Here is an 18018-nt window from a genome sequence, read left to right on the forward strand (position 1 = left end):
CCTGAAGGGCGTGATGCGCACTCTCGACACCTACACGCCGACCCGATTCATGGCCACAGGCTCACGCTACGACAAGCGTAAAGCCGACTTCGCGGTCGCGTTCATCCAAGCCTTAAAGCACACCAAAGGCCGCTGGTCAGGCAAGCCCTTCCAGCTCATCGACTGGCAAGAGCAAATCATCCGCGACCTGTTCGGCACTGTCAAAGAAGACGGCTACCGCCAATTCACCACCGCCTACGTCGAGATACCCAAAAAGATGGGCAAAAGTGAGCTCGCCGCCGCAATTGCGCTACTACTCACCTGCGGGGATGGTGAAGAACGCGCTGAAGTGTATGGGTGCGCGGCTGATCGCCAGCAAGCATCCATTGTGTTTGAGGTCGCAGCGGACATGATTCGCATGAGTCCAGCGCTGTCCAAACGCGTCAAGATTCTTGCCTCGCAGAAGCGGATCATCTACAAGCCCACCAACTCCTTCTACCAGGTGCTGAGCGCGGAGGCGTATTCGAAGCACGGGTTCAACATCTCCGGCGTTGTCTTCGACGAACTCCACACCCAACCCAACCGTGCCTTGTTCGACGTCATGACGAAAGGATCAGGCGACGCGCGCACCCAACCCCTGTACTTCCTCATCACGACAGCGGGTACCGACACGCATAGCATTTGTTATGAGCAACACCAAAAAGCCCAAGACATCCTAGATGGCAAAAAGCACGACCCCACGTTCTACCCGGTGATCTATGGGGCGGCGCAAGATGATGATTGGACCGACGAGGACGTGTGGCATAAGGCTAACCCGAGCTTAGGGATCACTGTCCCGATCGAGAAAGTCCGCCAAGCCTGCACGAGCGCGAAACAAAACCCAGCCGAAGAAAACACATTCCGCCAACTTCGCCTCAACCAATGGGTCAAACAAAGCGTGCGGTGGATGCCCATGCACATCTGGAACCAAAACTCAGCACCCGTCGACCTGTCAGATTTGGAAGGACGCGTGTGTTACGGCGGCCTCGACTTGGCTTCCACGACGGACATCACTGCTTTCGTTCTCGTATTCCCACCCTACGGGGACGATGACAAATATACGGTCGCGCCATGGTTTTGGATACCCGAAGACAACCTCAAACTAAGGGTTGCCCGTGATCACGTGCCCTACGACCTGTGGCAACAGCAAGGCTTCCTACAAACCACTGAGGGCAACGTCGTCCACTACGGCGCAATTGAAGCCTTCATCGAGCAACTCGGTGAACGCTTCGATATCCGCGAGATCGCATTCGACCGGTGGGGCGCAGTCCAAATGAGCCAAAACCTTGACGAAGCAGGTTTCACGGTTGTTCCGTTTGGGCAAGGCTTCAAAGACATGAGCCCACCATCCAAAGAACTCATGAAACTCGCTTTAGAGGGAAAACTGGCACATGGCGGGCATCCAGTGCTTTCGTGGATGGTAGACAACATTCACGTCCGCACCGACCCAGCAGGAAACATCAAACCCGACAAACAAAAGAGCACCGAGAAGATCGACGGCGTCGTCGCAACAATCATGGCCCTCGACCGCGCCATCCGAAACGGCACCGGGCACGTCAGCGGCAGTGTTTATGACGAACGCGGCCTACTCGTGCTGTGAGCACGCTCATGGATGAACGCGCCGATGCCTGCGCCGATCAGTCCCAAGATCGAGTAGGCGACGCCGTAGATGAGGGCTGAATCGTTGTAGTACACGAACAGTGTGGTCAAGAACCCTGCGAACGGGGCCAGTAGCCACCACCAGCCGAACCCGTGGCGTGCCCCATCGATAACGCTCAAAACGATGGTGAGTAGTGGAAACGCGAGGAAGAGCAACGCGATGAACCACTTGGCGTTGGGATCGCTCAGCCTGCTGATCCACATGGAAATGAGCGGCAACAACCAAAATGCCGCTAGCAGGACACTCATCAGTGCCCACGACTGTTTTGAGGGCGCTTTCATATTCCAATTCTACATGTGAAAGGACACCGCATGAGTTTTCTGAATTGGCTGCGTGGCGACACCACCCGCTCCGCTGACGATCACGCGATCAGCTCTGGCTACAGCTTTTTCTTCGGGGCAACGAGCTCTGGCCGTCCGGTGACAGAACGCAGCGCGATGCAAATGACCGCCGTCTACTCATGCGTGCGGATTTTGGCTGAAGCTATCGCGGGTCTGCCGTTGCATGTTTACCAGCAGAGCAGTGATGGGGCGAAGGTGAAGGCGCTCGACCATCCCTTATACCGGCTGTTGCATGATGAGCCGAACCCTGAAATGACATCCTTTGTCTTTAGGGAAACTCTGATGACGCATTTGCTTCTTTGGGGTAATGCGTTCGCCCAAGTGCTGCGCAACGGTAAAGATGAAGTGATTGGTTTGTATCCGTTGATGCCGAACCGGATGATGGTGGGGCGCGACGAGGCTGGGCGACTCTATTACGAGTATCAGCGCACCTGGGACGAACCAGCTGGACGCTTCGACACGGTGCGACTCTCGGCGCGCGAGGTGCTGCACATTCCAGGGTTGGGCTTTGACGGGCTGGTTGGTTATAGCCCGATTGCGATGGCAAAGAATGCCATCGGCCTCGCCCAAGCAACAGAAGACTACGGCGCATCGTTTTTTGCTAACGGTGCTGCACCTGGTGGTGTGTTGGAGCATCCGGGAACGATCAAAGACCCCGCGCGCGTTAGGGAGTCCTGGCAGTCCACGTTCGGCGGAGCCCGCAACGGGAACAAGATCGCTGTGCTCGAGGAAGGCATGAAATACACGCCCATCTCCGTCAGCCCAGAACAAGCTCAATTCCTTGAAACGAGGAAGTTTCAGATCAACGAAATTGCTCGAATCTTCCGCATACCCCCGCACATGATCGGCGACCTCGAAAAATCCTCGTTTTCCAATATTGAGCAGCAGTCGTTGGAGTTTGTGAAGTACACGTTGGACCCGTGGGTGATCCGGTGGGAACAGGCCATCACCAAAACACTCCTCAGCTCGCGTGAAAAACCTGGCGTGTATGTGAAGTTCAACCTCGAAGGCTTGCTACGTGGGGATTACGAATCCCGAATGAATGGTTATGCGGTGGCAAGGCAAAACGGCTGGATGAGCGCCAACGATATCCGCGAACTAGAAAACCTCGATCGCATCAGTCCCGAGGCTGGCGGCGACCTCTACCTCGTCAACGGGAACATGCTCCCGCTCAGTCTCGCAGGTGCATACGCGCAGACAACCGGGTCTGAATCGGAGCCTGAACCGGCTGAGGAACCTATGAGTGAATCTTCTGTAAGGAGGAGGATATGAGACGTTTTTGGAACTGGCTCACACCAGAGCCATCAACTGACCCGGACGCAGATGCAGTCCGGGTTTTGCGCATTAGCGGCACGATCGCTGAAGAATCCTGGTTCGATGACGACATCACACCCAGCATCTTCGCCAGCGAGTTGAACGCTGGGTCGGGGCCGGTGACGATCTGGCTCAACAGCCCGGGTGGTGATGTGGTGGCTGCGGCGCAGATCTACAACATGCTCATCGACTACCCAGGCGAGGTGACCGTCAATATCGACGGTATCGCCGCATCGGCCGCGTCTGTGATCGCGATGGCCGCCACGAAGGTAGCCATGAGCCCGGTGTCGATGTTGATGATTCATAACCCGGCCACCATGGCGGTTGGCGATAAGGACGAACTCGCACGCGCCATGTCGATGCTCGATTCGGTCAAAGAATCAATCCTGAATGCATATCAGGAGAAGACGAACCTGAGTCGGGCGAAGCTGTCCAAGCTCATGGACGCTGAGACCTGGATGGACGCGAGGGCTGCGATCGACATGGGTTTCGCCGACGAACTCCTCACCAACCAACGCGACCCAATGTTTGCGGTCTCGCCTGAGAAGCCCAACGATGACCTGGATGACGATGAGGACGAGGCCGAGTCACCAGACGAACCCGACGAAGACGACGAGGATGAAGATCCGAAGCGCCTGCCGTTTCCACCCAAGAACGCAGGACTTGGCACGGTGTTTTCCCGCCGCGCCTCCGAACAAAAGCTCGTCGCACACCTGACCGCCACATCACCGCCACCTCCGTCGAAGCGAGTGCGTCCACCACTCCCAACCATTCAACCCGCCGTGCCTGTTGGTCGGCGGGTTCTCGATTTGTACGCCGAACTAGCGAACCAACCCCACTGAAAGGACCAACACCCATGACAACCCCTATGACTGTTTCTGACCTTCGCACCAAGCGCGCAGATGCTTGGGAGAAGGCGAAGGCATTCCTTGACGAGCGCCGCGACACCACAACCGGTTGCCTGTCTGCTGAAGATGATCAGGCTTACGCGAAGATGGAAGCCGAAATCGATCGTCTCACCAACGAGATTGCCCGTTCTGAACGTGCCCTGCGCCGCGACGCCGACCTCGCTAAGGCAACCAACACACCGCTCACCTCAATGCCAGGCATCAACCCCGACAATGACGAGGTCAAGCACACAACCCCACGCGCTACATCCTCCTATAAGCGAGCCTTCTGGGATGCCATGCGGCTCAACGCTTCTCCGATGGAAGTACGCAACGCCCTCTCCGAAGGCGTCGATACTGAGGGCGGCTACCTCGTCCCGGACGAGTTCGAACACACCCTCGTGGCGGCACTGGCGGATCAGAACATCATGCGCGGCCTGGCCAAGGTCATTCAAACCACCAGCGGGGATCGGAAGATCCCAGTCGTCTCTACCCATGGCACTGCCGGGTGGCTCGATGAAGGCAAGCCGTACACCGAATCCGATGAAGCCTTCACGCAGGTCACATTGAGTGCGTTTAAGCTCGGCACCTTCCTCAAAATCAGCGAAGAGCTACTCAATGACAGCGCGTTTAATGTCGAGCAGTACCTAGCAGCTGAGTTTGCTCGCCGTATCGGCGCGGCTGAAGAAGAAGCCTTCCTCACCGGAGACGGAAAGGGCAAACCCACCGGCATCTTCGCAGCCTCTGGCGGTGGCGAGAAGGCGGTGACCACGGGCAAGGCCACCGACATTACCGCTGATGAGCTCATCGACCTGCACTACGCCCTGCGCGGCCCGTATCGCAAGAACGCAGTGTGGCTCATGAACGACTCCACCGTGAAAACCATCCGCAAGCTCAAGGACGGCAACGGTCAATATCTGTGGCAACCTGCCCTGACCGCAGGAACCCCAGACCTTGTTCTCGGCCGCCCCGTCCACACGAGCACGTTCGTTCCGGAGATCAAGGCAGGTGCATCCACGGTGGCCTTCGGTGATGTGTCGTACTACTGGATCGCCGACCGACAGGGCCGCTCCTTTAAGCGGCTCAACGAACTGTTCGCAACCACCGGACAGGTCGGATTCCTCGCATCCCAGCGACTGGACGGCAAGCTCGTCCTGCCTGAAGCAGTCAAGCTGCTCACCCAAAAGGCATCCGCATAACCAGCGGTTCTACACACGAATAGGAGGTGGCCGCAATGACCACGGTTGATTTGGTTGCGCAGGTGAAGGCGAACCTGCTCATCACCTTCGACGATGACGATCAATTGATCGGCGCGCTGATCAACTCGGCCACCTCCTACGCCTGCTCCTACCAACACCTTGATGAGGGCTACTACGAGACCCACGACATGTCTGGGGCAACCAGGCAGGGCATTGTCATGCTCGCCTCCCATTTTTATGAGTCGCGTGATGGTTCCACGGCAGGCTTCTGGGCAGATAAGCCGGATGCGGCTCGGGCGGTATGGAACGCCGTCAACAACCTGCTGCGTCTGGACCGCGAATGGAAAGTCTAAGGAGAACAACTCATGGCTTCTTTGGGATCCATGCGCACCACGATCGACCTTATACAGCCAATGGTTGTTCGGGATAAGGCGGGGTTCACAACCACACGCGATGAGGTGAGGGCGACGGTGCGGGCGCAGGTCGAGGTTCGGCATGCGTCGAGTGCGTGGGTGAACCGGGCAGCGTACTCACAGGCCGACGTCCTCTTTCGCATCAGATCTTTTCTCGGACTGTCCGTGACCACGAATATGCAGATCAGCAGCCCAGACGGGCGGTATGTCATCGACGCAGTCGAAGTCATCGGCCGCTACGTGGAAATCCTTGCCCATCAGACCACGCCCGAAGGAGAGGCCCATGGCTAGAGTGCAGATCCGCCTGCCCAACGCGTTCATTGATTCCCTTGACGCTGCCAGCCGTGTGCTGGAGTCTTCGGCTGATGAGGTGCTCGAGGCGGGTGCTGTGGTGGTTGAGCCGCGCATGCGAGCCAACCTCACGAGCGCGATCGGACGCGCCACCAAGCAGCCCTCGCGTTCAACCGGACAACTACTCGCAGCGTTGGGCACGACCTCGGTGAAAGTAAACAACCGAGGTGATCACAACATTAAAGTCGGCTTCGCAGAGAACCGCCGCGACGGCAAATCGAATGCGTTGATCGCCAACGTCCTCGAACACGGCCGTAGTGATCAGCCTGCACGTCCATTTCTTGCACCCACACGGTCACAGACAAGGCGGGGCGCTATCGAGGCTATGAAAACAGCGCTCACAGCGCGGATTGAGCAGGTGGGGCCATGACCGCATTATTGGAACAACTCACGCAAATTGCCGACAAGCTCGGGCTGCCGTTCGAAGTCGGCCTCTACACGACCACGCCAGCACCAGAAACGTATCTGGTAGCAACCCCACTGACAGACATGTTCGACGTGTTCGCAGACAATCAACCCAGTATCGAGGTTGAGGAAGTTCGCCTCGCACTTTTCACGAAATCTAACTATCTCGACCTGCGCAACCTCATTACCCGCGCCCTGCTCGACGCAGGATTAACGATTACTGGCCGTACCTATGTCGGCTTTGAAGCTGATACCGGATTTCACCATTACGCGATAGACGTCGCAACCCACCACACCTACAGATAAGGAGAATTTCTCATGGCGACTATTGGCTTAGACAAGCTCTACTACGCCACCATCACCGAAAACCCCGATACGGGTGAGGAAACCTACGCCAAACCCAAACCGCTGGCCAAAGCCATCTCGGCCGAGCTCTCCGTTGAGGTGGCTGAAGCGATCCTGTACGCCGATGACGGGCCGAGTGAGATCGTCAAAGAATTCAAATCCGGCACCCTGACCCTCGGCGTCGACGACCTCGGCGGCGAAGCGGCAGCCGCGCTGACGGGTGCGACCGTGGACTCCAACGGCGTGCTCATCTCTGCCTCCGAGGATGGTGGGGCTCCGGTGGCGATTGGTTTCCGCGCAGCACGCTCCAACGGTAAGTATCAGTATTTTTGGCTCTACCGGGTCAAGTTCGCCCTCCCAACAGAAACGCTGGCCACCAAAGCCGACTCGATTACGTTCTCGACCCCGAGCATTGAGGGCACGATTTTGCGGCGTAACAAGCCAGATGCGAAGGGGCGTCATCCGTGGAAGGCCGAAGTGCTAGAGGGCGCAACCGGGGTCAAGCCTGAGACGATCACGAACTGGTATGCCCAAGTCTACGAACCCGCCACCAGCTAACGAGCAAGGAGTACCAAGCGATGACCTGCAAGAAGAAAACTGAATCTGTTGTGGAACTAGGGCGCTCCGCCACTGTCACCATTGGCGGGGAGGACTACGAGCTCGTTCTCACCACGAAAGCCACACGTCTGATCGCCGAGCGCTATGGCGGCCTCGAACACCTGGGTAACGCCCTCGAAACGTCTGATGATTTGGGCAAGACGCTCGGTGAGGTGATTTGGTTGATCACGCTGCTGGCCAACCAGTCCATCCAGATCCACAACCACCGCCACCCAGACGACAAGCGCCCAGAGCTGACCGAGGACGAGGTCGAACTACTCACTGTGCCTGCTGATCTGGCGGACTATCGTGGCGCGATCGCCGAAGCTCTCCAGCGCGGCACACGCCGAGACATCCTTACCGAGCCAGCCCCAAAAGCACCAGAAGCGGACGGATAGTCGACAACGATCAGGCTGTGTTCACGCGGCTGACGTATATCGGAATGGCCCACCTTCACCTATCACGGGTAGAGGTGGGCTTAACCGTGTTCGGGGAACTGTTGGATCTGATCGACTGCTGGCGGCTAGAAACCGGCAGAGCCCAGCCGCTACGTCAATGGTTCATCGACGACGTGATTCCTGCCGGGATTTAGATACTGTTCCAGTGGGCTTTTAGTTCGTGAGCGAATTGTGTGGGCATTAATTGATGCCATTGATGACCCGCGTCTGGCACAACGATGAGGCGGGCATGTGGGATCTGTTGGCTGATGGTGCGGGCGGCAGGAAGATTCGCGCGGTCTTTCGAGCCGCACGCAATCGTCGTTGGAACCGTGATATTTCCAAGCTCTGGCTCGAAATCAATGGCTGATATTTGACGCAGGATTTCCAGCAACTGTTGCTTGGAAATCTGTGATGGGCACACGAGACGCTCAGGCAAGACTCGCATGAGAACGCTTTGAATGCGCATCAATGCTTTAGGAGGACGCGCCTGCGGAGCTGAAAGAAACAGCGACCGAACCATGTGCGGGTGCCGAATTGCCAGATCAAGACCCATCACCGCGCCAAGAGATAGCCCAACCACGTCGACTGGATCATTCAGTGATGCGGCGAGTTCGTCCGTGCGCTCATGTAACGACCATGGCGTTCCCGATGGCTGATCGAAAACAGTGGGCGTGAGCGCGTCAATGCTCTCGAACTCGTTGATGACACCATTCCAAGCTTGCGGGGTCTCACCGAGTCCGTGGAGGAAAAGCACCGGAGTGCTCATCGCCGCAAACCACGAGTGGCAAGATGCCACGCTACAAGCCCGATCGCACATATTGCGAAACCTGCTGCATTAGCGACGCCCGTGACGGGATGCACGACACCGCTCATCCACAAAACAGCGAAAACGACCGTACCGATGAAGAGTAAAGCAAACAACGGCCATACCCACCGGCGATTAGTTACAACATTGGCCCACACGATTCCTCCTCATCCTCTAGCCAATTTTAACCCCCAGCAACGCGAAGGAATACAGACCTATGGCTGACAGTTCGTTTGGTTTGAAGATTGGGCTTGAAGGTGAGCGGGAGTTCAAGCGCGCGATCACGGATATTAACCGTGAGATGCGAGTGCTTGGCAGTGAGATGAAGCTCGTAGCCTCCTCGTTTGATAAGAACGACAAGTCCGCCGAAGCACTCACAGCCCGTAACCAAGTGCTTGGCAAAGAAATCGAAGCTCAGAAAGCCAAGATCGAGACTCTGCGTGCAGCCCTCGAAAACAGCGCTTCCTCGTTTGGTGAGAACGATAGCCGGACGAAGAACTGGCAAATCCAGCTCAACAACGCAGGCGCTGAACTCAACCGGCTCGAAAGTGAACTCAAATCGAATAATGACGCCCTGTCGGATTTCGGGGACGAAGCAGACGGTGCCGGTGACGATGCTAAAGACGCCGCCAAGGACGCGGGCAAACTCGAGGGTGCAGTCGATGATCTCGGCAACGAGATGGACTCGACTTCTGGCAAGACCCGCATTTTCGGTGACGTGTTGAAAGCGAACCTCGCCTCCGAAGCCATCATCGCCGGAGTCAAAGGTATCGGGCATGCGATCGCCTCGATCGGTCGCGGCATGGCAGGTGCCTTGAAAGAGGGCGTGGAGTACAACGCTCGCATGGAGCAATACTCCACGTCCTTCACCACGATGCTCGGCGACCAAGCAAAAGCCCAACAGCTCGTCAACGATCTGAAAGTCCAGGCGGCGAAGACTCCGTTTGGTATGGAGGACCTCGCGGGCAACATGCAAACCCTCCTGAGCTTCGGAATGAGCCTGGAGGATGCGAAAAAGCACCTCAACGAAATCGGCGACATTAGCCAGGGCGATGCGGTGAAGATGGAATCGCTAACCCTTGCCTTCGCCCAAATGTCCTCGACCGGCAAGTTGACTGGTCAGGACTTGCTGCAGATGATCAACGCCGGCTTCAACCCCCTGGAGGAAATATCCCGCAAGACCGGCAAGAGTATTGGTGAGCTGAAGGAGGATATGGCCAAGGGTGCCATTTCGGCTGACATGGTCGCTGACGCATTCGCCAGTGCTACTGCTGAGGGCGGGCGCTTCTACGGGGCTATGGACGCCCAATCCAAGACCTTCTCTGGTCAGCTCGCGACAATGCAGGACGGGATCGAAAACCTCAAAGGCCTCCTCGCAGGCGGAGTCTCTGAGGCGTTGGCGGGTTCGGTGCTGCCGATGGTCAACGGGTGGATCGACGAACTCACGACAGCGTTTGAAGAAGGAGGCACGCCTGCCCTCATCGACACCCTTGGCACCGTCTTACAGGAAGCTCTCGCATTTATTGCCGAGCAGCTACCGATGGTGGTCGAGACCGGCATGTCCATCCTCACCGCCCTGTTAGAGGGCATCATCGAAGTCCTCCCACAAGTGGCCGAGACAGCGGTGACGCTGATTATCGCGCTGGTCGAGGCAATCATCGAAGCACTGCCGTCCCTGTTGGAGGCGGCGATTCAGATCATCGCCACCCTCGTCTCTGGCATCGGCGAAGCCTTGCCAGAACTGATTCCGGCTGCGGTGGAAATGCTCATGGCTTTGGTGCAGGGTCTGGTCGATAACCTCCCGTTGCTTCTTGATGCGGCGTTGCAGCTCATCACCGGACTCGCAGAAGGCCTCATCGCAGCCATCCCCGTCATCATCGAAGCCCTGCCACAAATCATCACCGGCATAGTGACCTTCCTTGTGGATGCGATCCCGCAAATCATCGAAACAGGAATCCAACTCTTAACGGCTCTGATCGGTGCATTGCCGCAGATCATTACAGCAATCGTCGCCGCGCTCCCGCAGATTATTACTGCGATCGTGGGCGGCATGGTGGGTGCGATCCCGCAGCTCATCGACGCAGGCATTCAACTGCTGACGGCGTTGATTGGGGCGTTGCCACAGATCATTACAACGATTGTGGCCGCGTTGCCGCAGATTATCTCAGCTATTGTGTCGGCGATTGGTGGGGCTATCCCGCAACTCGTTCAAGCCGGAATCCAACTCTTGACCGCGTTGGTGCGAAACCTGCCACAGATCATTTCCACGATCGTCGCAGCAATCCCACAGATCATTACCGGCATCGTCTTGGCCGTTGGCCAGGGCGTGTGGCAGATGGTGGAGGCGGGTAAGAACCTCGTCTACGGCCTGTGGAACGGCATCCAATCCCTAGCGGGGTGGCTGTGGAATTCGGTATCGAACTGGGCAAGCGGGATTTGGGACTCCATCACCGGCTTCTTCGGCATCCACAGCCCGTCTCGCAAGATGGCCTGGGCGGGCAAGATGCTCGTTGAAGGCCTCGCAGGCTCGATCAAAACCGATGGCAACAAGGCTGTCACTGCTGCCACTGGTTTGGCTAGGGACACGATGGACGCCTTCAGCGAGCTTGAAGACGGGCTTCATGTGCCGATCGAGGCGGTTGCGGATCTGCAGGTACCTGCCGTTGATCTCGCCCCACAACCCATAGCTATCAATCGCGATACGAGTGGCGGTGCTGATAGTGAGCGTGTGGATGTCGCGAGCATCGTGGACGCAACAGCAACACGCATCCTCGGGTCTTTGGATATTTCGGTGACGTTGTCGGATGGGACGCTGGTGGGCAAGCTCGCACCCGCCCTTGACAAACAACTCGCGCGCCTTGATCGGCGGCAGACCGTGATGGCAGGAGGCTACTAATGTTTGGTTTCACCCTGGGCGACCAGACCACTTCGGCGTCGCTTGGGCTGCGCTTGACCGCCCCGGTGGCGATTCCCGCAGCTGTCCGTGCGGTGGAGGATATTGAGGTCGAAGGAAGAGCAGGTACCCTCACGCGCTTCAGCGGTTGGGAGGATGCCGAGATTGAGCTTGAGCTCGCCGTGCCTATCCGTGACGGGCTCCACCAGTATCGGCAGGCCGCTCACGAGCTGACGGGCGCTTCGACGATTGCGTTGACTGCCGAGCCAGGTAGGTACCGCAAGGTTAAGCACTGCGAAGTCTCAGAATTGCGCCGGGAGCTGTCGGGGTGGGGGTTCTTCACCGCGCGGCTCACCTGCCAACCCTTCGCTTACCTGACGAGTGGGCTCGCACCGATGACGATGTCGGAGTCGGGGACGATCACTAACCCAGGACTTCTTGATGCGGATCCGATCATCACCGTTACTGGCACCGGAGCGTTGTCTTTGACGATCAATGCGCGCGTCTATCACGTGAATTCGCCAGCAGGTTCCGTCACGCTCGACAGCGCGCGTCTCGTCGCACACGTATCTGGTCGCGTGCAGACCGATGCGCTCAGTGAAGCCTTCCCGACCTTTAAGCCTGGTTTGAATCGGATCACGCTCGGTACCGGTATCTCGAAGATCGTGATCACGCCGAACTGGCGCAACCCCTAAACCGCTCCCACTCATCTCACTTTGATGGCCGCCCCTTTGTATGGGGTGGTCATTGTCTTGTTTGGAAGGCTCCTCATGATTACGGTTCACGACCGCACCGCCACCACATTCACCGCCACCGGGCTAGGAGTCTTGGATCGGGAGACCATCAACCCGATCGTGACGGAAGAACTAGGTGGCGAATTCTCCCTGACCTTCACCTACCCAGCAGACGGCCCCGCAGCCACGCACCTCGTAGTGGAAAACATTGTGGCCGCACCCGTGCCAGGGCTGGAGCAACGTCAGGGTTTCCGCATCAATGAGGTTGTCACCACGCTCGACGGCATGCTCGAAGTGAACGCGTTTCACGTGTTCTATGATCTGGCTGCGAACCTCATCGCCGACACCTACGTGGTCAACAAAACCGCCAAAGGTGCACTCACCCAGATTCTTGGGGCGGCGAACACGAGCCACGGGTTTACTGCTACCTCATCGGATACGGTGACGCGATCCTCGGCACGGATGGTGCGCATGCCCATCGCCGCCGCTCTCATGGATGCGGGCGAGAACAACACGTTCGCTGCGCGTTGGGGCGGCGAACTGACCCGCGATAATTTCCATATCCATCACTCCGCTCGGCGTGGGCGAAATACAGGCGTTGTCATCCGTGACCGCAAGAATCTCACTGGCTTCGAATCGGCTATCGATTTTTCGACGGTGGTGACGCGGATTTTGCCGGTCGGCTACGACGGTCTACTCTTGCCTGAGCTCTATGTGGATTCGCTGAAGTTGGGCGATTATGTGGTGCCGCGTATCCGCGTCATCCGCTACGGGCAGGTGAAAGCCATCACGGATAAGGACAATCCGCGTGAGGGGGAGCTTCCGCTCGATCAAGCACACGCGCAGTTGCGCCGTCTGGCGGCAGCGGAATTCAGTGCGAGACATGTGGATGAGCCGTCTGGCTCGTACAAGATCCGCTTCTCTGACCTTTCACAAACCCGTGAATACGCTGATCTTGCACGGCTAGAGACCGTGGAGATTGGCGATACCGTTACCGTCCGTCACGCTGATCTGGGTGTTGCGCTCACGGCGCGGGTGGTCGCTTACGAATACAACCCACTCACAGGTCAATACATCTCGGTCGAACTTGGAACCGTAGCTCGGAAGTTCACGTCTGTCACCCGGCAAGTCAAGACCGCCATCAATACGGCGGTGGCTGCGTCGGATGCGGCAGGGTTCGCGTTGGCTAGTGCGGATGGGAAGAACACCAACCACTACGGCAGCATCCAGCCCGCCAATGCCAGGCTGGGTGACACATGGTTTAAAAGCAACGGCGAAACCACCGAAATCTGGATCTACCGTCTCACCGACACCGGGCAGCCCGGCTGGGTCGCTCTCGCTACTGATCTGAACCATGCACAGGTGCAGGCCGAACTCGACGCCGCCCGTGCAGAGGTCGACCAAGCCCTCGCCGCTGCACACGACGCACAAACCGCCGTCAATGCTGTCGTCACTCAGATGGCTTCGGCGCAGGTGGAGATCGACCAGGCCAAGGCTGCTGCCGCTGGTGCTACCCAGTTGGCGCAGGATGCCCACGACGTTGCGGTGACCTCGGATGGGCGGCTCACGGTTGCCGTTGTTGACCCGAGCGTAGCGGACGCGGCTGGCAGGCCAGAAGGTGCGCTGTGGCAAGTGCGTGTAGAAGGCGTGATCGCCCGCCAATATCTCCTCACCAACAACCAATGGGAACCAACACCGGTTGGGGCTGCGATGATCGGGTCGAAAGCGATCAGCCAAGCACACATCGCAGATGTCGCCATCGGCACCGCACAAATCGCTGATGCCGCGATCACCGACGCGAAAATCGCCAACCTGTCAGCGAGCAAGATCACCAGCGGCTACCTGGCAGCGGGGCGCATTCAGGCTGGATCCATCACTTCGGACAAGCTGACGATCGCCAATGGGTTTATTACGAATGCGATGATCTCGAATGCGGCGATCACGGATGCGAAGGTTGGCAGTCTATCCGCGAACAAGATTACGACCGGTACTTTATCGGCTGCACGGATTGCTGCCGGTTCGATTACCTCGGACAAGTTGACCATCGCTAACGGTTTTATCCAGTCCGCGATGATCAAAGATGCTGCGGTCACATCGGCCAAGATTGCTTCGCTGGATGCGGGGAAGATCACCACCGGGACGTTGTCGGCGGCTCGGATTGGGGCGCGCTCAATTACGGCGGACAAGCTCGCCACCAACGCCATCCAAGTAGGCTTAGCTGGCTGGACGCAATCTATCCGAATCACGCCCACGCAGATCGCCTGGTATGACGGGACCACCCTGGAAGGCAAGATCACGAGCGCTGGGATGCAGTTTTGGTACGGCACCCGCTATATCGGTGAGTTCGCGCGGCGGGCTCATAAAGATAAGCCGAATGTGCAAGGCATCGTGAACCAGCTTGCTTACAAAGGCGACTACGTGGCCTGGACCTACCAGAAGGCAGACGGCGGCACCTACTACACGTGTTTGACGTTGGATCCGAAGGGATTGTTTTACGGGCAGGCAGGTATCCACCTCGGCTCCGATCTGCGAACAGGTGGCTACAAGTTCTACACGACGGGCTCACGATATGTGACCTTGCAGGATTGCACGCTGACGGGCATGGGAACCTATTCGGGCTGGGTGGGGCAAAGCGGGCTGTCGAAGATCGTGTTTCACACCTACGACCTGATGGTGGTCACCAATGGGTCGTATTACAACATGACCCGCCTATTCGACCGCACCAAGGATTTGATGTCGCGAATGAACGCGATCCTGAGCTTACTCAATCAAGGCTGGATCACATCCATCTCCGGAACCGGGTCGAACATCACGTGGCGGTACTTCTCCAACACTGGCCTGTCGGCCATGTCCACCAACCTCGCATAAGTAAAAGGAAACACTGATGAAGATCATGATTACCAACCACCATTTGCAACCCATCGCAGACCTACTCACCAATATGCCGTTGAAGGCGGCGCAGTCCCGTGCCCGCTCGAAACTTCTGACGTTGGTGAGGGAGGCGATTGCACGATTCGGGGAAGATGAATACGACCTCGTCGCCCAATTCGCAACACTTGACGATCAGGGTCGCCCAGTGTTCGCCGACGATGGAACGTTTGTCCTCGCCGACCCCGACAAGGCCAGTGAATTCCTCGAAGCCCGTCAAGCCCTGCTCGCGTCGATCGCTGAAGTGTCGGGGCCAACCTACGACGGCCACGACAAGGACGTGAAAGCATTTCTTGATGGCTATGAGGGTGAGCTTTCTGGCGAATCGGCCGAGGCCTATGACGTCCTTTACGACGCGATCACCAAGGACAACCAATGAGCATTGAAAACGAGAAAACAGAGCTGACCCAACGCTCCGCTCATGAATCGTCTTCCGGTGATGAGGTGCAACTTCCCATCGTCCCAGTCGAGTCCGATGCCACGCCCTCACCACCAGCAGAGGCTATCGAAGCCCAAGAACTCCCAGCACCACAGGTAGCTTCGTTCGACTTGAGCCTGCCAATTCTTGAGGTCTTGACTGACCCGACCATGTAGCCCAGTGCTACACCAATTTTTGATGCCTTCACCCCAGATGGGTGTGGGCAATTTTTTATGCCCACGAAAGGAATCATTCTCATGTCTCTACACGCCATCTGGCACGCCATCCAAACCGGGATCGCTGGTATTGGTGCGTGGCTCGCCGCTTATCTTGGAGGGCTCGACGGTTTGGTTTACGCGTTGATTGTCTTCGCAATAGCCGACTACATCACCGGGGTGCTCGCCGCCATCAACGAACGCCGCCTCAGCTCCTCGGTTGGTTTCCGAGGAATCAGCCGCAAAATCCTCATCTTCACCCTCGTCGGCCTCGCCCACCTGATCGACGTCCATATTCTCGGAGCGCCCGGCGTGCTGCGTGCGGCGGTCATTTTCTTCTACCTGTCCAACGAAGGCATCTCGCTGGTGGAGAACGCCACCCGCTTGGGTCTGCCTGTGCCTGCCCAGATGCGTGGAGCTTTGGATGCGATCGCGAACCGCGCCGAAACCAGGCCCTCACTGACCGAAACGACCACTGAAAACACAAAGGAGATTCACTGATGAAGAATTGGCTCGCGCTTGAGGCTGACATCGACCTCATCATGAACAAGCACTACACACCCGGCAGGAACGGTAGACGGATCGATAAGGTCATCATTCACCACAACGCCGGAAACCTTACCATCAAGGGATGTTACGACGTCTGGCAAACCCGCCCAGCTTCCGCCCACTACCAAGTCCAATCCGACGGACGCATAGGTCAGTTGGTGTGGGATCGCGACACCGCCTGGCACGCAGGAAACTGGGTAGCCAACACCACCAGTATTGGCATCGAACACGCCGACATGACCAGTGATCCATGGACTGTATCCGAGGCGTGCCTTGATAACGGAGCACACCTCGTGGCCGCAATCTGTAAATTCTACGGTCTCGGCCGACCGGTCTGGGGGAAGAACGTGTTCGGTCACAAGAACTTCTCCTCGACCGAATGCCCAGCCTCGCTGGCAGGCAGTCAGCATGCCGCCTATATGGCTCGCGCACAGTCTTGGTATGACCAGATGACCGGCAACACCCCAGCACCAGCACCAGCCACACCGGACATCGACGCTCTCGCCGATGCCGTGATCCGTGGCGACTACGGCAACGGTGAAGAACGTAAGCGTCGCCTCGGAGCCAACTACGCGGCTGTCCAGCAGCGAGTGAACGAGAAGCTCTCTGGCAACACGCCGACGAAGCCAGCAGGGCCCAACATCGATGCGCTGGCTGACGCCGTGATCCGTGGCGAGTACGGCAATGGTGAGGAGCGTAAGCGCCGCTTGGGCAACCTCTACGCCGCTGTTCAGGCGCGCGTGAATGCCAAGCTCGGCTACTAAACATCCGCGCCACTGTGCAACTTAGCCCCGCTGCTACCCGTCATGGGTGGTGGCGGGGCTTTTCGTCATTTTACGGGCGGATTTAACACATACGGGTTTGTCGGCAGTGGGGTGAAGGGAGTGACCCCACTGTGAAGAACATTGAAGAAGAACGTATCCGTAACCTGCGCACGGCGGGCTGGGGGTATAAAGCGATTGCCGAGTTTTGCGCCTTGACCCGTGACCAGGTCCGTTCATACTGCACCAGCCGAAATCTCGAGGCCGGTTCAGTGGTGGCTCAGCGGGTGTGCCGCTGGTGTGCCAGCCCTATTCGGGGAGGTGCTCGGGCTCGGTTTTGCTCGCCCGCCTGCAGGCATAAAGCTTGGCGGGAACGGCAGAAAACCGAGCCAGTGCGCGAGCAGACCTGTGCGCACTGCGGGCACCGCTTCGTGATCGTGGACAAGCCAGGTCAAAAGTATTGCTGTCACGCCTGTTATGTGCGTGCTCGCTTTGGCACCCGAGGTGGGCGCTCATGAACACGCTCGCCGCTCCTGTTGATCAACTGGCCCAACCTGACGTGTTCGCCCGAGAACTCGCCTTCATTACTGACGCTCACACGTTGAGCATGCTGGCAGGTCGAGGAGTGCTAACCCCCGCAGAGTATCGGCGTGTCTATCGGTTGTTGTTCCAGGCGTGGAGCCCGATCTATCAGTCACAGATTGTGGGCGAAACGACTGGATAAACACCTGGTTTAGAGCGTGTA

The 18018-nt window shown here is 57.8% G+C and carries 20 protein-coding genes; 18 read left to right on the forward strand and 2 right to left on the reverse strand.

Going from position 1 to position 18018, the window contains the following annotated elements; translation table 11 throughout:
* Positions 1-13 precede the first annotated feature (13 nt).
* The gene (locus tag QPC17_RS06065) at positions 14-1618 is read left to right on the forward strand and encodes a terminase large subunit (protein WP_004007614.1); all 1605 of its coding nucleotides are present in this window, start codon (positions 14-16) and stop codon (positions 1616-1618) included.
* On the opposite strand, the gene QPC17_RS06070 is transcribed toward QPC17_RS06065, so the two are convergent.
* Entirely contained in the window at positions 1588-1959 is a 372-nt protein-coding gene (locus tag QPC17_RS06070) for a DUF2651 family protein (RefSeq protein WP_004007613.1), read from the reverse strand. The two genes, QPC17_RS06065 and QPC17_RS06070, sit on opposite strands and share 31 nt — an antisense overlap.
* A gap of 30 nt (positions 1960-1989) precedes the next feature.
* Here QPC17_RS06070 and QPC17_RS06075 point away from each other — a divergent pair, with 30 nt between their 5' ends.
* The 9 genes from QPC17_RS06075 to QPC17_RS06115 are packed head-to-tail and all read left to right on the forward strand — an operon-like array spanning position 1990 to position 7928.
* Complete coding sequence (locus QPC17_RS06075; protein WP_004007612.1) at positions 1990-3291, forward strand: phage portal protein; 1302 nt, start codon at positions 1990-1992, stop codon at positions 3289-3291.
* Positions 3288-4175, forward strand: a complete 888-nt coding sequence (locus QPC17_RS06080) for a head maturation protease, ClpP-related (protein WP_285347104.1) — start codon at positions 3288-3290, stop codon at positions 4173-4175. The genes QPC17_RS06075 and QPC17_RS06080 overlap by 4 nt, the downstream gene beginning before the upstream one ends.
* A 26-nt stretch (positions 4176-4201) precedes the next feature.
* Positions 4202-5419, forward strand: a complete 1218-nt coding sequence (locus QPC17_RS06085) for a phage major capsid protein (protein ID WP_432049305.1) — start codon at positions 4202-4204, stop codon at positions 5417-5419.
* 35 nt (positions 5420-5454) lie between these two features.
* Positions 5455-5772, forward strand: a complete 318-nt coding sequence (locus QPC17_RS06090; RefSeq protein WP_278620412.1) for a head-tail connector protein — start codon at positions 5455-5457, stop codon at positions 5770-5772.
* A 12-nt stretch (positions 5773-5784) separates the two neighbouring features.
* On the forward strand, positions 5785-6123 hold the full coding sequence (locus QPC17_RS06095; RefSeq protein ID WP_285347105.1) for a phage head completion protein: 339 nt from the start codon (positions 5785-5787) through the stop codon (positions 6121-6123).
* On the forward strand, positions 6116-6553 hold the full coding sequence (locus QPC17_RS06100) for an HK97-gp10 family putative phage morphogenesis protein (protein ID WP_285347106.1): 438 nt from the start codon (positions 6116-6118) through the stop codon (positions 6551-6553). The genes QPC17_RS06095 and QPC17_RS06100 overlap by 8 nt, the downstream gene beginning before the upstream one ends.
* On the forward strand, positions 6550-6894 hold the full coding sequence (locus QPC17_RS06105; RefSeq protein ID WP_284896123.1) for a hypothetical protein: 345 nt from the start codon (positions 6550-6552) through the stop codon (positions 6892-6894). Before QPC17_RS06100 ends, QPC17_RS06105 begins: the two co-directional genes overlap by 4 nt.
* 12 nt (positions 6895-6906) lie before the next feature.
* Complete coding sequence (locus QPC17_RS06110; protein WP_024058350.1) at positions 6907-7491, forward strand: major tail protein; 585 nt, start codon at positions 6907-6909, stop codon at positions 7489-7491.
* 20 nt (positions 7492-7511) lie between these two features.
* Positions 7512-7928: a hypothetical protein gene (locus tag QPC17_RS06115; RefSeq protein ID WP_024058351.1), complete on the forward strand. Its 417-nt coding sequence runs from the start codon at positions 7512-7514 to the stop codon at positions 7926-7928.
* A gap of 190 nt (positions 7929-8118) precedes the next feature.
* Here QPC17_RS06115 and QPC17_RS06120 read toward each other — a convergent pair whose 3' ends face one another.
* A complete protein-coding gene (locus QPC17_RS06120) occupies positions 8119-8736 on the reverse strand; it encodes an alpha/beta fold hydrolase (RefSeq protein WP_284896126.1) in 618 nt (205 codons plus the stop codon).
* A gap of 256 nt (positions 8737-8992) precedes the next feature.
* On the opposite strand from QPC17_RS06120, the gene QPC17_RS06125 reads away from it, so the two are divergent.
* From QPC17_RS06125 to QPC17_RS06160, 8 genes are all read left to right on the forward strand, one after another.
* Positions 8993-11671 (forward strand): phage tail protein, encoded by a 2679-nt coding sequence (locus tag QPC17_RS06125; protein ID WP_285347107.1) that lies wholly within the window; start codon positions 8993-8995, stop codon positions 11669-11671.
* Positions 11671-12363 (forward strand): hypothetical protein, encoded by a 693-nt coding sequence (locus tag QPC17_RS06130; RefSeq protein WP_285347108.1) that lies wholly within the window; start codon positions 11671-11673, stop codon positions 12361-12363. The genes QPC17_RS06125 and QPC17_RS06130 overlap by 1 nt, the downstream gene beginning before the upstream one ends.
* Before the next feature lie 75 nt (positions 12364-12438).
* Positions 12439-15270 carry a phage tail spike protein gene (locus tag QPC17_RS06135; RefSeq protein ID WP_285347109.1) on the forward strand — a complete coding sequence of 944 codons (2832 nt, stop codon included), beginning with the start codon at positions 12439-12441 and terminating at the stop codon, positions 15268-15270.
* Positions 15271-15286: 16 nt separating this feature from the next.
* Positions 15287-15709 (forward strand): DUF1617 family protein, encoded by a 423-nt coding sequence (locus QPC17_RS06140; RefSeq protein ID WP_285347110.1) that lies wholly within the window; start codon positions 15287-15289, stop codon positions 15707-15709.
* A complete protein-coding gene (locus QPC17_RS06145) occupies positions 15706-15924 on the forward strand; it encodes an acetyl-CoA carboxylase (RefSeq protein WP_278620434.1) in 219 nt (72 codons plus the stop codon). Before QPC17_RS06140 ends, QPC17_RS06145 begins: the two co-directional genes overlap by 4 nt.
* A gap of 81 nt (positions 15925-16005) precedes the next feature.
* The gene (locus QPC17_RS06150) at positions 16006-16464 is read left to right on the forward strand and encodes a phage holin family protein (protein WP_285347111.1); all 459 of its coding nucleotides are present in this window, start codon (positions 16006-16008) and stop codon (positions 16462-16464) included.
* A complete protein-coding gene (locus tag QPC17_RS06155) occupies positions 16464-17276 on the forward strand; it encodes an N-acetylmuramoyl-L-alanine amidase (protein WP_285347112.1) in 813 nt (270 codons plus the stop codon). Before QPC17_RS06150 ends, QPC17_RS06155 begins: the two co-directional genes overlap by 1 nt.
* 511 nt (positions 17277-17787) lie before the next feature.
* The gene (locus QPC17_RS06160; RefSeq protein WP_285347113.1) at positions 17788-17997 is read left to right on the forward strand and encodes a BlaI family transcriptional regulator; all 210 of its coding nucleotides are present in this window, start codon (positions 17788-17790) and stop codon (positions 17995-17997) included.
* Positions 17998-18018: the final 21 nt, after the last annotated feature.

Origin of the sequence: Trueperella bernardiae, from assembly GCF_030246965.1 — a bacterium.
Taxonomy (GTDB): domain Bacteria; phylum Actinomycetota; class Actinomycetes; order Actinomycetales; family Actinomycetaceae; genus Trueperella; species Trueperella bernardiae.

Coding starts and splice junctions, on each gene's coding strand:
- QPC17_RS06065 (WP_004007614.1), top strand. CDS start 14: ATGCGCACTCTCGACACCTACACGCCGACCCGATTCATGGCCACAGGC.
- QPC17_RS06070 (WP_004007613.1), bottom strand. CDS start 1,959: ATGAAAGCGCCCTCAAAACAGTCGTGGGCACTGATGAGTGTCCTGCTA.
- QPC17_RS06075 (WP_004007612.1), top strand. CDS start 1,990: ATGAGTTTTCTGAATTGGCTGCGTGGCGACACCACCCGCTCCGCTGAC.
- QPC17_RS06080 (WP_285347104.1), top strand. CDS start 3,288: ATGAGACGTTTTTGGAACTGGCTCACACCAGAGCCATCAACTGACCCG.
- QPC17_RS06085 (WP_432049305.1), top strand. CDS start 4,202: ATGACTGTTTCTGACCTTCGCACCAAGCGCGCAGATGCTTGGGAGAAG.
- QPC17_RS06090 (WP_278620412.1), top strand. CDS start 5,455: ATGACCACGGTTGATTTGGTTGCGCAGGTGAAGGCGAACCTGCTCATC.
- QPC17_RS06095 (WP_285347105.1), top strand. CDS start 5,785: ATGGCTTCTTTGGGATCCATGCGCACCACGATCGACCTTATACAGCCA.
- QPC17_RS06100 (WP_285347106.1), top strand. CDS start 6,116: ATGGCTAGAGTGCAGATCCGCCTGCCCAACGCGTTCATTGATTCCCTT.
- QPC17_RS06105 (WP_284896123.1), top strand. CDS start 6,550: ATGACCGCATTATTGGAACAACTCACGCAAATTGCCGACAAGCTCGGG.
- QPC17_RS06110 (WP_024058350.1), top strand. CDS start 6,907: ATGGCGACTATTGGCTTAGACAAGCTCTACTACGCCACCATCACCGAA.
- QPC17_RS06115 (WP_024058351.1), top strand. CDS start 7,512: ATGACCTGCAAGAAGAAAACTGAATCTGTTGTGGAACTAGGGCGCTCC.
- QPC17_RS06120 (WP_284896126.1), bottom strand. CDS start 8,736: ATGAGCACTCCGGTGCTTTTCCTCCACGGACTCGGTGAGACCCCGCAA.
- QPC17_RS06125 (WP_285347107.1), top strand. CDS start 8,993: ATGGCTGACAGTTCGTTTGGTTTGAAGATTGGGCTTGAAGGTGAGCGG.
- QPC17_RS06130 (WP_285347108.1), top strand. CDS start 11,671: ATGTTTGGTTTCACCCTGGGCGACCAGACCACTTCGGCGTCGCTTGGG.
- QPC17_RS06135 (WP_285347109.1), top strand. CDS start 12,439: ATGATTACGGTTCACGACCGCACCGCCACCACATTCACCGCCACCGGG.
- QPC17_RS06140 (WP_285347110.1), top strand. CDS start 15,287: ATGAAGATCATGATTACCAACCACCATTTGCAACCCATCGCAGACCTA.
- QPC17_RS06145 (WP_278620434.1), top strand. CDS start 15,706: ATGAGCATTGAAAACGAGAAAACAGAGCTGACCCAACGCTCCGCTCAT.
- QPC17_RS06150 (WP_285347111.1), top strand. CDS start 16,006: ATGTCTCTACACGCCATCTGGCACGCCATCCAAACCGGGATCGCTGGT.
- QPC17_RS06155 (WP_285347112.1), top strand. CDS start 16,464: ATGAAGAATTGGCTCGCGCTTGAGGCTGACATCGACCTCATCATGAAC.
- QPC17_RS06160 (WP_285347113.1), top strand. CDS start 17,788: ATGAACACGCTCGCCGCTCCTGTTGATCAACTGGCCCAACCTGACGTG.